This window comes from Thalassolituus sp. UBA3500 (genome assembly GCF_002377545.1).
In the GTDB taxonomy this organism is placed as follows: domain Bacteria; phylum Pseudomonadota; class Gammaproteobacteria; order Pseudomonadales; family Oceanobacteraceae; genus Thalassolituus.
Genome location: NZ_DFQB01000007.1, coordinates 511 through 11,052, shown reverse-complemented (window position 1 = coordinate 11,052; position 10,542 = coordinate 511). Strand labels below are relative to the sequence as shown.

At 47.3% G+C, this 10,542-nt stretch carries 15 protein-coding genes; 8 read left to right on the top strand and 7 right to left on the bottom strand.

Features of this window, described 5'->3' with window-relative positions; all coding sequences use genetic code 11:
* From B2R29_RS02600 to B2R29_RS02575, 6 genes are all read left to right on the top strand, one after another.
* Positions 1-624: hypothetical protein (locus tag B2R29_RS02600; protein ID WP_301179657.1), on the top strand; the 624-nt coding region annotated here is incomplete at its 5' end.
* A gap of 223 nt (positions 625-847) precedes the next feature.
* Positions 848-1,477, top strand: a complete 630-nt coding sequence (locus B2R29_RS02595) for an AHH domain-containing protein (RefSeq protein ID WP_301179656.1) — start codon at positions 848-850, stop codon at positions 1,475-1,477.
* The gene (locus tag B2R29_RS02590) at positions 1,464-1,982 is read left to right on the top strand and encodes an imm11 family protein (RefSeq protein WP_301179655.1); all 519 of its coding nucleotides are present in this window, start codon (positions 1,464-1,466) and stop codon (positions 1,980-1,982) included. The genes B2R29_RS02595 and B2R29_RS02590 overlap by 14 nt, the downstream gene beginning before the upstream one ends.
* Before the next feature lie 11 nt (positions 1,983-1,993).
* Entirely contained in the window at positions 1,994-2,431 is a 438-nt protein-coding gene (locus B2R29_RS02585; protein WP_301179654.1) for a hypothetical protein, read from the top strand.
* Between the two features lie 138 nt (positions 2,432-2,569).
* Positions 2,570-3,334 (top strand): endonuclease/exonuclease/phosphatase family protein, encoded by a 765-nt coding sequence (locus tag B2R29_RS02580; RefSeq protein ID WP_301179653.1) that lies wholly within the window; start codon positions 2,570-2,572, stop codon positions 3,332-3,334.
* A 414-nt stretch (positions 3,335-3,748) separates the two neighbouring features.
* A complete protein-coding gene (locus tag B2R29_RS02575) occupies positions 3,749-3,991 on the top strand; it encodes a DUF3297 family protein (protein ID WP_301179652.1) in 243 nt (80 codons plus the stop codon).
* A gap of 261 nt (positions 3,992-4,252) precedes the next feature.
* Here the strand turns inward: B2R29_RS02575 and B2R29_RS02570 are convergent, their stop codons facing one another.
* Complete coding sequence (locus B2R29_RS02570) at positions 4,253-4,594, bottom strand: hypothetical protein (protein ID WP_301179651.1); 342 nt, start codon at positions 4,592-4,594, stop codon at positions 4,253-4,255.
* 205 nt (positions 4,595-4,799) lie between these two features.
* Here B2R29_RS02570 and B2R29_RS02565 point away from each other — a divergent pair, with 205 nt between their 5' ends.
* Positions 4,800-5,516 carry a helix-turn-helix transcriptional regulator gene (locus B2R29_RS02565; protein WP_301179650.1) on the top strand — a complete coding sequence of 239 codons (717 nt, stop codon included), beginning with the start codon at positions 4,800-4,802 and terminating at the stop codon, positions 5,514-5,516.
* A gap of 185 nt (positions 5,517-5,701) precedes the next feature.
* The gene (locus B2R29_RS02560) at positions 5,702-7,207 is read left to right on the top strand and encodes a hypothetical protein (protein ID WP_301179649.1); all 1,506 of its coding nucleotides are present in this window, start codon (positions 5,702-5,704) and stop codon (positions 7,205-7,207) included.
* Between the two features lie 200 nt (positions 7,208-7,407).
* On the opposite strand, the gene B2R29_RS02555 is transcribed toward B2R29_RS02560, so the two are convergent.
* The 6 genes from B2R29_RS02555 to B2R29_RS02530 form a co-directional block, all read right to left on the bottom strand.
* Positions 7,408-8,238, bottom strand: coding sequence for a hypothetical protein (locus tag B2R29_RS02555; RefSeq protein WP_301179648.1), 831 nt, complete (start codon positions 8,236-8,238; stop codon positions 7,408-7,410).
* A 179-nt stretch (positions 8,239-8,417) separates the two neighbouring features.
* Positions 8,418-8,552, bottom strand: coding sequence for a HepT-like ribonuclease domain-containing protein (locus tag B2R29_RS02550; RefSeq protein WP_301179660.1), 135 nt, complete (start codon positions 8,550-8,552; stop codon positions 8,418-8,420).
* A 9-nt stretch (positions 8,553-8,561) separates the two neighbouring features.
* A complete protein-coding gene (locus B2R29_RS02545) occupies positions 8,562-8,831 on the bottom strand; it encodes a HepT-like ribonuclease domain-containing protein (protein WP_301179647.1) in 270 nt (89 codons plus the stop codon).
* Positions 8,832-8,842: 11 nt separating this feature from the next.
* Positions 8,843-9,139, bottom strand: coding sequence for a helix-turn-helix domain-containing protein (locus B2R29_RS02540; protein WP_301179646.1), 297 nt, complete (start codon positions 9,137-9,139; stop codon positions 8,843-8,845).
* Positions 9,140-9,144: 5 nt separating this feature from the next.
* Positions 9,145-9,495 (bottom strand): type II toxin-antitoxin system RelE/ParE family toxin, encoded by a 351-nt coding sequence (locus B2R29_RS02535; RefSeq protein ID WP_301179645.1) that lies wholly within the window; start codon positions 9,493-9,495, stop codon positions 9,145-9,147.
* 303 nt (positions 9,496-9,798) lie between these two features.
* On the bottom strand, positions 9,799-10,542 hold a 744-nt coding region (locus B2R29_RS02530), incomplete at its 5' end, for a class I tRNA ligase family protein (protein WP_301179644.1).

Sequence of the window (10,542 nt, the reverse complement as noted above, 5' to 3'; positions counted from 1 at the left end):
TTGTATCAGGGCGCGACACCACCGCGCCGTATTACCATAAACGGCAGCGACATTGGCATATTCGTATCGAACCCGCGCATCAGCGATACCGACAACGACGGCCTGAGCGACCAGACCGAATACCTCGACTACACCAACCCGAACGCGGGTGACTCAGACGGTGACGGCAACTCTGATTTCTTTGAGAAGTACACCTCCGGCACTAATCCGCGCCAGGGCGATATCAAATACAAGATCTGGCTCGATGGTTTCGACCTGCGCGTTAACGCCGCGACCTGGCTTGATGTCAACGCAGGCCGGACACTCACCGAATGCGACTTCCGTATCTCGGTGGGCACATTCACCTACGATGCGACACTGCCAGCAGGCACACCGATCCCGTGTTACTACGGCGAATACATCGTCGATACCAACAACGTACTGCAGCCGGGGTTAGGCTTCCCTGCACTGGAAGCTTATATCCAGACCAACGGCGGCAATAACAACTACTGCTACCTGGACATTCCGCTGGATTACGGCAAAGTCGAAGGTGCGCATTACACCGCGACCTGCTCGCATAATAACGGCACCTACAACGACATCGACTTTACCGCGCGTTTCTACTTTGATCGGGTGGAGGAGTGAGTAGAGGGAGTGACGGTAGGGGAAGAGGGACTTTTAAAGTGATAGAACAGCCGCCATCGGGCGGCTGTTTTGGTTGCGGTTATCTGTATGAAACAGAGATGCACCAGTAGGAGAGCAACGCGAAGCTTGCGCGACGGACTGTCGGTCTAAGGTAGAGTGTCTCTGAGCTTGTAGGAGCGGATCTTATCCGCGACAATCACCGGGTGTCATACGGAGGTGAACTGTGTCAGATATTGATCCACTGTGTTTAGAAGTAGATGAACTTGATTTCAGGTTAGGTTTGACTGAATTGTTGACCGCTAACGGACGGCTAACAAAAGAAACCAATCAATTAATAGCCAAAACTATTACAGATACCAAAGTCCTGGCGATGAAAGAGGTGCTTGCTCAGTACATTCAGACGGGGCTAGGCATGTCACAAGAAGAACTTATTGCAGAGCAGCATAACTCGAAGCGGTTAGGTGAGTTTTTAGGCTCTGTAGGTTATGAGCGGCCAAATTGTGGTAATTTTGAAGCTCATGCGATTGTCAGTGGTGGGCATGTCCGGGCTGAGGCGGCGCGGGAAATTCTCGCTCAGTACAATGTTCGAATAGATGACCCAAGTAACGGCGTCTGGCTACCTAATTACAAACGTAACTTATCGAAGAACCCAGAGTTCTCATATGCTCATCGCACTGTCCATCGAAAGACTTATTATCTCAATATCACGTCCTGTCTGGAGCAAGCAATGAGCCCGATGCACGCCCGTGCAATTCTCAGAAGAATCGCCAGAGGTGTTGTCTCGGGTGCGTTTCCTTTGGATCGTAGACTAAAACGCGTAGAGGTCAGGGAGATCGGCAATGGCTCATTCTGATGTTATCTACTCACTCGAAGTAGAGTACGACAGCTGTAAAACATTTATACCCAAGCACGGCGGTAGCATTCGTTGTAAGGGGATTCCAATTGAAATAGAGCAACCCGTAGCCATCGAACCTGACGAAGAAGATACAGGGCTTCCACTGTGCGATGTGTCTCTGGTAAATACCGGTTCTTTCGTCGTCAGTAATGATCTTTATGAATACCTGAAACCACTGGTAGGGGATACCGTTCAGTTTATTGAACTGAAATGGGAGAGTGCTCGCTTGTGGCTTTGTAATGTAGTCAACGTTGTTGATTGTCTTGATCAGCAGAAGTCAGAGATGAATCCATTCGGTGGTGTTGGTAGGGCTGTTTTCGATACGAGTAAAGTCCCGGAGCGTGGCTTCTTTAAAATCAAAGAAGACAACTATACCGGCATCTATCTGAGTCCTGCTATGTACGAGACCTTGATTACTTACGAGCCCAGTGGGGTTGAGTTCGAAGTGACCGCTCTTAGCTAATTCCAATAGCCATGTTGTGTAGAATCTTAACGAATGGTCTCGATTACCTCAGCTTGATGTATGACGATGAAGAGGTCATAGAAAAACTGGGTGAAGACAACCTGATTCAGATCGAATGTGACCCGAGAGAATATGCACCTATCTGGCAGACACTGTCGGTCCGATTTGAGCCAGCGCTGGGTGGTAAGAGTGATAAGCCGATCCCCGATCTTCAGATGCACAGCGGTCACCTCTTTCTATCAGAGAGAGCACTGAAATCATTGAGAGATATTCTTGAACCTCATGGTGAGCTGCTGCCAGTAGTCTACAGCTCTGATAATGAAGCCCCCAAAGAAGGAGCTATCTTCAATCCTTTGAAGGTAGTTTCAGCGAATGAGAGAACAAGCACGAAGGATTCATTCGGTGAAGTCGCTTCATTGTTTTTCGACACTGAGGAGGTGATCTTTTAGACGGATTTTGATGATTACTTTGGTGTGTACTGTAGTAACGAGTTTCAGAGGTTCATTGAGGCGAATGAGCTTACCGGTATGGAGTTGAGAGAAAACCTAGCCTCATACGAAACTCAGATTAGCACTCGGATGTGATAAATGAAGATAGTGACGTGGAATTGCAATGGTGGTCTCAGAAATAAACTTCATGCAGTTGACTCACTAGATGCCGACTTAGTTGTTGTTCAGGAATGTGAAGACCCTGCCCAGTCTACGAAAGCCTACAGAAAATGGGCCGGCGATTACATTTGGTATGGAAAGAACAAAAATAAGGGAATAGGTGTTTTTCCTCGTAATGGACACTGTGTCCGACCAGTAGCATGGTCTGGGATTTTCACGCTCGAAGGCTTGGGTTCGCATGATCGTCCTATATTTTGGCGAACTGAAGATCTGGAGCTGTTCTTACCTTTTACTCTGAATGACAGGTTTACCTTCCTGGCATGCTGGACTAAAGGTGGCGATTCGAAGGCCTTCGGGTATATTGGGCAGCTTTGGAAGTATCTAAAAATACATAAAAATGACTTGAAGCAGCCAGATACGATTGTATTAGGTGACTTCAATAGTAATTCTATTTGGGATAAAGACGACCGTTGGTGGAATCACTCCAATGTGGTAGAAGAACTGCGTGATTTGGGCTTGCAGAGCGTATATCACAACAGAAGAAATGAACCCCAAGGGAGAGAAACAGAGCATACTTTTTATCTCCAGCGAAACAGAGCTAAGGCATACCACATTGACTATGCGTTTGTTTCAGAGAACCTTCGCCCCGGCTCCACGATTACGATCGGTGACCCAGATAACTGGCTTTCCATTAGTGATCATATGCCACTGGAACTGAAATTATCCTTTGACGGTTCTGCCTAATCGATTTAGATGTCTAGAGAGGGCTAGCCAATTCAGATCGGCTTCTTGCAGTTCAGGCACCTCAAACGGCTGAAAAGAAGGAAAGAATTGAACTTCGCCCCCCAGAATATGGGTTTTTTACATGCAGGACATTTTACATTTGTCAGAAATCGACCAAAGGTTAAGTTCACAACAACAATCCCTAGCATGAATACAGGATTCTCATAGAAACCTGCCAATGCAAAGAAAAAAACTGACAAAAGCACCAGAAGTAGCCGAGCGTAAGAAATCTTCTGTCCTAGGCTCATATTAATTTTGAGGTGCATGTCCGTGTCCTTGAGCTATGAAGGGAGGTAGCAGATGTATTCTAGTGGTTGAGTGGCTTGATTACACTAACTACAATGATACACCTTTAACGTATATCAGGCTTTTACGATGTCCGACAACAAACCAGAACTCCCAAACCATCTGTCCATCAACCCGCGTAGCCCGCACTTCGTTGAAGAGTGCTTTGAGCACGACATCGGCATCCGCTTCAAGGGCAAAGAGCGCACGGACATCGAGGAATACAACATCAGCGAAGGCTGGGTGAAGATTTCTTCGCCGACGACTAAAGATCGCTTTGGTCGTCCGTTGCTGATCAAGCTGAAGGGCGAGGTTGAGGCGTTTTATAAGTAGTTTTATGGATTCCCGAATTCTCGGGAATGACAGACTGCTCTCGACCTCTCGGGGCTGACAACAAAGAAACCGCCAATTGGCGGTTTCTTTGGTTTTATAGGTCGGATTACTGGTCTTAGCAAAATAGGGCTTTAGATGGGCGAGGCCGTAGGCGGGTTGTCCCAACCCGGTTCGCCAAAGCTTCGCGTTTAGCTCCTACAGGGAAAGGGGTTTCATGCCGCGACAATGTCGGGGATATGATCCCCTCCTACACGGGTGCCCTCATGCCGCTATTCCACCTTTGTGCTGGTAGTGTGAGAAGAGCATGGTCTTTTCATCTACCAGGCCAAACACGGCCAGTGCGTCTTCATTCTGCATCATGGCCGCCGACGCTGCTTTGGCTGCTGCTTCGTTTTCCCAGACGATGAACTCAATCCAGTGGCCGTTTTCTTCGCTGTAGTAGTAATCCCGTGATTTAAAGCCTTCTGCTGCCTGTACGACGGCGTTTAGGTTGGCCATGGCGGCCTCCTGAGCGGCTAAATCCACGTCTGCCCGGAACTGTAGGGCGATGATTTCGAAGCTGTTGTTCAGGTTGGCTGCAGTTGCGTTAAGGGTTGTGTGCATATCCGTATCTCCGGTTTGTTCTGTTCAATTCGGTTCAAGTCAATTGTCGGGGGTTGTTCCCGAATTATGTGTGCGCCTTTGTCCTGGCACAGATTCAGAGTAATCTTATAACCGACACTAAATGTCGGTTATTTTGTTAGGCTGTGAACATCGAACTAACGCAGGTTGTTTCAGGAGAAAGATACGGGTGGCAAAAGGGAGCTTATTGAATAAGCAGAACCGTCTGGATCGTCTTGTCGGGTTATTGCGGCAGGATGAGGTCTGGACGATGAAGCGACTCGCTGATCAGCTTGAAGTAAGTGACCGTACGCTGCTGCGCGACATCAATGAGCTGCGCGAGCAGGGGGTACCGATTGAAGCCGAGCGTGGCCCCGGTGGTGGTATCAGCCTGAGTCGACGTTGGGGCGTTGATAAGCTGCGACTGAATCACGAAGAGGTGATCAGTATGCTGGTGTCGCTGGCGATTACAGAGACACTGCAAAGCCCCTTATTGGCAGAACCTGTGCGCAGTGTTCGCCAGAAGATGACGTTGGGTTTGCCCGAGCATCAGCGTCAGGTAGTTAATCAACTGCGTAAACGTATTCTGGTAGGCGATCCGGCGTCAGGGCAGGTAACGCAGACTTACAGCCAACCCACCGCAGCCATTACCAGGCAGGTCACGACCGGGTTCTTTGAGCTAGAAATGTTGGATGTTGAATACATCGCGGGTAACGGTGCGGTGACCGAGCGCCGCATAGAACCTCAGTATTTGTTCTTTAACTGGCCAGTCTGGTATCTGCTGGGGTGGGATCATTTGCGTGAAGCGCCGAGGGTGTTCCGGATTGATCGGATGCAGAAGGTGACGTTGGCGGGTGAAGCGTTCAGGCCGAGATCGCGGTCGCTGATTTTGCAGGGGCTGGATGATTACTATCGATTGTTGTGAGTGGAGTTACTATTCATTTTTTACACTGTTGCAGCTTTGAGAGCCTGAGGGACTTTGCTCAGTTATTTATACTGGCAGTAAAAAAAATGGAACGTGTCGCTTGAGGACAGTATGTACACGCTGCAGTTGTTATAGACTTAAATTCTTAGTTGGTCAAATCAAACGAATTACAACTTGGAGGTAATATGCACCGGCTACTTTTTCTTATATTCATATCCTTTTCTATAATTTCTTGCGGTGGAAGTGGTGAAACAGCACCATCTGAAAATGTAAATAACAATGAAATTGTAGATACAGAAGCGCCTAATGAGAGTCAGGACCTCCGTGTTGTACTTCCCTTAGCGGTTAATAAAACAGACTTCGATGTCAAAGATTTACGTGCATCATTCTATACTTATGAAGAAACAGGTGAAAAGTCGGAATTGATATATGAAGAGCTCGTGGATCAGATTCGTATTAACTATTCATGGGACTACTTTCAGGATATTGATGCCTCTGAACTAAATGGTGTGTGGTCAGGAAGTCTCGATATTAAGAGCGGAGGTGGTGTTTATCTCTTAATGGATGGTTTGACGTACGCTGATTTCCGTCTCTTGGTGGACGGTAGCGAGATTTGCTCTTTGGGAGAGTGTGGAGATAAGATTCTCCTAGAGCTGGAGGTAGGAATTCATCAGTTTGAAATAGATTTTTATAACGATTATCACACTGTAAATTTTAATGCCAAATTTTTCGGTTATGATCCAGTTTATATAGACGTTGATAGAGATTACAAGTTAGAAAGTGAGCCCGATGAAACGATATACTTCGTAAATGTATATGAGGCTGATAGTCTGAATAATGAAATTCTGGTGCACCTGCCTTTAAAATCAACTTCGACATATTCGATAGTTTTATTTTCAATTAAAGGCGTTCGGTGGAGGTTTGTTGGTGATGATGAGTCTTTGAATAAGGTTTATTTAATCTCCCGTTCCGCAACTTCTGATGTTGCTAATTTTAATAAGCTCGTTAATATTGGGCGGGTCGCTAGTGAAAGTGACGCATCTTATCTAAATAGAAAGTTGTTTGGCCTGTATCATAGGGAATATGAAGAGTACGATGCTTCAGAGATTTACCTATATGATAGAACCCAAAGAATAACCGTAGCGAACAACCTTGTAGGCGATTTACCAGAGGTCACAAGTGTTGCGGAAAGTAGAGTGGGGGGGCAGGAAGTCGCAACATATTTTGAGCTTGAGCAGTCCACAATGCTGAAAAGTCTTAACTGGCGGGCTTGGTCAGACGCGCCCGTATCGTACGTCAATGGTACTTATTATCAAAGTGATCAAAGCTTCCTGTTGAGTGTTTACGATGGTTCGATCATTCCCGATAATTTGATTTTCTCTGAAGAACATGATGTTAACGTGCATCAGTATTATGGAACCGAGGGTGGGCATGTTTATAGGGTATATGCTGACTTTGAATCAACAGAGTTTCTCCCGGCTGGAAAGTATTGGCTTTCTATACGTCACTCCTCTGAAAATCCTAACGTCTATTTTGGTGTAGTCTTGGAGAGAAGTGAGCAAACTAATGGGGGGGCTTTCAGAGCAGGTGAGTCGTATGAATGGTACTCTATGGATTTTCTTGATGGTGTGCCTGCGGATACCGCAACTGGCATAGACTTGTATTTGAGTGGGGCTGCTAGTACTGAGTAGACGTTAATATTGTATTTGAAACGGTGCGATTGTGAACTTTTTAGCTCTAGATTCTTAGGTTTCAATTGATTTAACTAGTTTTTTCAGAACTTCGTTAATCGCTTAAATTACTGCTTATTTGAGCGTTATTTTACATGATTGTCTGATTTCTACGGAAGCAAAAAAACCGCCAATTGGCGGTTTCTTTGTTTCTGGGCGTATCAGTTAAAGGAAACCGGAACCTCTGCGTAGTTTTCCAGACAGGTAGCTTCTGTCTCCTCATCTCCGTCTTCGCAGAAGGTAGCGATGATGTATCCACCCTGAGGAAGGGACTCTTCTGCGAAGGTAAGTGAGAGAGGGAAGTATCGAACCACCTCCTGTGTGTAGTAAGTTGTACCTTCTACAATATCACCTTCCGGTAATATTATTACGTTTGTGCAGGTGATTGAGAATCCCGATGAGTATCGGCATGTAATGCCGTAACTGAAGTTTCCATTTACCGGTACAAGTGAGAAGTCCATTGTGTATGGTGGTTCTTCACCGCTCTTACCCGCTGCCGATTCATCATCAAAGTACACTCGCAGGGTTTCCGTCGAGGAGTTGTTTGAGTAGCTTTTGATGTGGATGCTGAATTCACCTGACTCAAGATTTGTATGCAGTTGCGCTTTACCGTCGGAGACTTCTGAGTTGCCGTTAATCATCAAGGATTTGACGGTACTGGTATCGGATGAATTATTTGTACCATCGATTTCCAATTGAACGGCTATGGCTGCTGCCATGCGCTCGGCAACCCGGTACTCGAAATCAGACAGGCAGCCATCATGGTTGCTGTCGACGACGTCCATCTGTAGTTCGATTCCGTCTACATCAACTGTGTCTGCATCCGTGCATACGACGCTGAGCTCTTCAAGCGTCAGTTCTTCTTCTTTAGGTTCTGAATCTCCGCCACCTCCACCACCACAAGCTGCTAGAGTGGCGAGGGTTGCTAGGGTAAAACACTTGATGATGGAAGGCATAATCGTCCTTGAATTCTGTAATACAGAGTTGTCCATTGAGGGCTTCCGATTGGATATTCGTATAGAAAAATCTTAGCCGAATTTATTGATAGTTTACATATCATATTGCGACATCGTAGGCGGGTTGTTCCAACCCGGTTCGCCTCTCTTAGGTTTTGGGCTTCGCGTTTGGCTCCTACAGGAGGCCTATGTCTGTCTCAGGTCTTCTCTTCTGTTTAGCTACCCAGTGCGTCTAATTCTTTTTGCGCGAAGGTGACGAGTGCGGTGTATTCGTTCTCGCGAATCAACTGTTCGATGATCTCTGGGTTGATGTTGAGGTAGTCGTGGACGAGGGCGTTTCGCATACCGATAATTCGCTTCTAGTTGATGCTTTTCGTAGAAGCTACGTCATGCTGAGAAAGCCGCTCGAAAGCGACATATGCGTTGTCAGGGGCAGGATAGCCGAGTTGTTTGCATCGGTGCTTGGCGATGCCGATGCAGGCGTTGAATAGCTCCTGCAAAAGTTGCTCTGCGGCTAGCCGGTGATACCGATTTACCTCTTCAGATCTGAAGATCGTTTGTAGGTTTGTCAGATCCTGTTGCAGGCCTTTCAGTTTAGTATCGAGTCGATAGCAGTAGTCGTTAGTCATGGCCAGGCCTTTCAGACGCTGAACCCGTAGTGCGTGCCATCAGGTAGTTCGATGTCGATTTTCAGTTTGCCACCAGATGCTTCAACGTATCGTTTGAGCGAAGATAGCTTGAGGTCTCTGCCCGGTTTTTCCATATCGGATACCGTAGGCTGTCTGACTCCAAGCGCTTCCGCGATCTGGCCTTGAGTCATATTCATTTTTTCGCGTAGTTCAGCCAGATGAATATCAAGGAGGGTATCAGCTGAAATCTTTTTTGCCTTTGCGACGACTTCGGGCTTTTCATTAGCAATGATGTCTTCAAGCTTCATTGTGTTTACCTCGACTTCAATCTGTTCAGATGTTCGGTAAATTCCCGATCAGCAATCGGGATCATGGTTTTATAAAACCGCTTTTCGTTTCCGGTTTTGTTTCCTGCGCAGAGCAGAATGGCTTTGCGTTCTGGGTCAAAGGCGAAGAAGGCGCGTATAGGGTCGCCTTTGCTTTGTACCCTGAGTTCTTTCATGTTGCTGTGGATTGAGCCTTTGACGGTATCTGCGTAAGGGCGTGGCAAACCAGGCCCTTGTTCTCGCAATACCAACATGGCCGCAAGCACGTTAGCTCGGTCGGTATCGGAGAGGCCCGCATACCAATCGTCAAACCAGTCGGTTGTTTCAACATTCCACATGACGAATCCTTGTCTGTATAGGTTTTAGTCTATATAGGTTTGGATCTATGTCAATGGTTGGATTAAGGCTTTAGATGGGTGAGGCCGTAGGCGGGTTGTTCCAACCCGGTTTGCCTCTCTTAGGTTTTGGGCTTCGCGTTTGGCTCCTACAATTGAACAGAGCTTCATGCCGCGACAATGTCGGGGATAAGATCCCCTCCTACAAGGAACCGCTTTAGATGTTGAGAGCATAAAAAACGCCAGGTCTTTGCAGAGCTGGCGTTTTTTATGGTCTCGACATCTATTGTCGAGCAATGTCGCGGTTTACAACGCTTTGATCTTTTCGATCTGGTCGTTGAGTTTGGCGATGTCACGCTCAAAGCCGGCGGCTTTTTCTTTCTCTTTTTCGATCACAGCTTCTGGTGCTTTATCAACAAAGCCTGGGTTACCCAGTTTGTTTTGTACGCGCTCCAGTTCTTTGCCGAGTTTTTCGATCGATTTGCTCAGGCGCGCGACTTCTGCGTCTTTGTCGATGAAGCCAGCCATGGGTACGAGTACTTCCATGTCGCCGACGAGCTGTGTCACAGACATAGGTTCGTCGTCGCCTTCGTTCAGCCAGGTCAGTTTGTTGAGCTTGGCGAGTTTCATCAGGAAGGCCTGGTTTTCTTCGGCACGGCGGAAGTCGTCGTCGCCGCCGTTTTTGAACAGCAGTTCGAGTTCAAAGCCTGGGGCTATGTTCTTTTCAGCGCGAACGTTACGTACGGCGGTAATGACGTTCTGCAGCCATTCGATGTCGGCTTCCGCTTCGGCGTCGATCAGGGCGTCCTGAGCTTCTGGGTAAGCGGCGAGCATGATGGTGTCGCCTGATTTGCCCGCTAGGTCTTTCACCTGATGCCAGATGGATTCGGTGATGAACGGGATGATCGGGTGCGCCAGTCGCAGAATGGCTTCGAGTACGCGTACCAGAGTGCCGCGAGTACCACGTTTCTCTTCTTCGCTGGCGTTGGCATCCCAAAGCACCGGCTTAGATAGCTCAAGGTACCAGTCGCAGTATTCGTTCCAGATGAA

Excerpts from the sequence above, each read along its gene's own strand:
- B2R29_RS02590 (WP_301179655.1), top strand. The coding sequence starts at position 1,464 with ATGGCTCATTCTGATGTTATCTACTCACTCGAAGTAGAGTACGACAGC.
- B2R29_RS02585 (WP_301179654.1), top strand. The coding sequence starts at position 1,994 with ATGTTGTGTAGAATCTTAACGAATGGTCTCGATTACCTCAGCTTGATG.
- B2R29_RS02580 (WP_301179653.1), top strand. The coding sequence starts at position 2,570 with ATGAAGATAGTGACGTGGAATTGCAATGGTGGTCTCAGAAATAAACTT.
- B2R29_RS02575 (WP_301179652.1), top strand. The coding sequence starts at position 3,749 with ATGTCCGACAACAAACCAGAACTCCCAAACCATCTGTCCATCAACCCG.
- B2R29_RS02570 (WP_301179651.1), bottom strand. The coding sequence starts at position 4,594 with ATGCACACAACCCTTAACGCAACTGCAGCCAACCTGAACAACAGCTTC.
- B2R29_RS02560 (WP_301179649.1), top strand. The coding sequence starts at position 5,702 with ATGCACCGGCTACTTTTTCTTATATTCATATCCTTTTCTATAATTTCT.
- B2R29_RS02555 (WP_301179648.1), bottom strand. The coding sequence starts at position 8,238 with ATGGACAACTCTGTATTACAGAATTCAAGGACGATTATGCCTTCCATC.
- B2R29_RS02545 (WP_301179647.1), bottom strand. The coding sequence starts at position 8,831 with ATGACTAACGACTACTGCTATCGACTCGATACTAAACTGAAAGGCCTG.
- B2R29_RS02540 (WP_301179646.1), bottom strand. The coding sequence starts at position 9,139 with ATGAAGCTTGAAGACATCATTGCTAATGAAAAGCCCGAAGTCGTCGCA.
- B2R29_RS02535 (WP_301179645.1), bottom strand. The coding sequence starts at position 9,495 with ATGTGGAATGTTGAAACAACCGACTGGTTTGACGATTGGTATGCGGGC.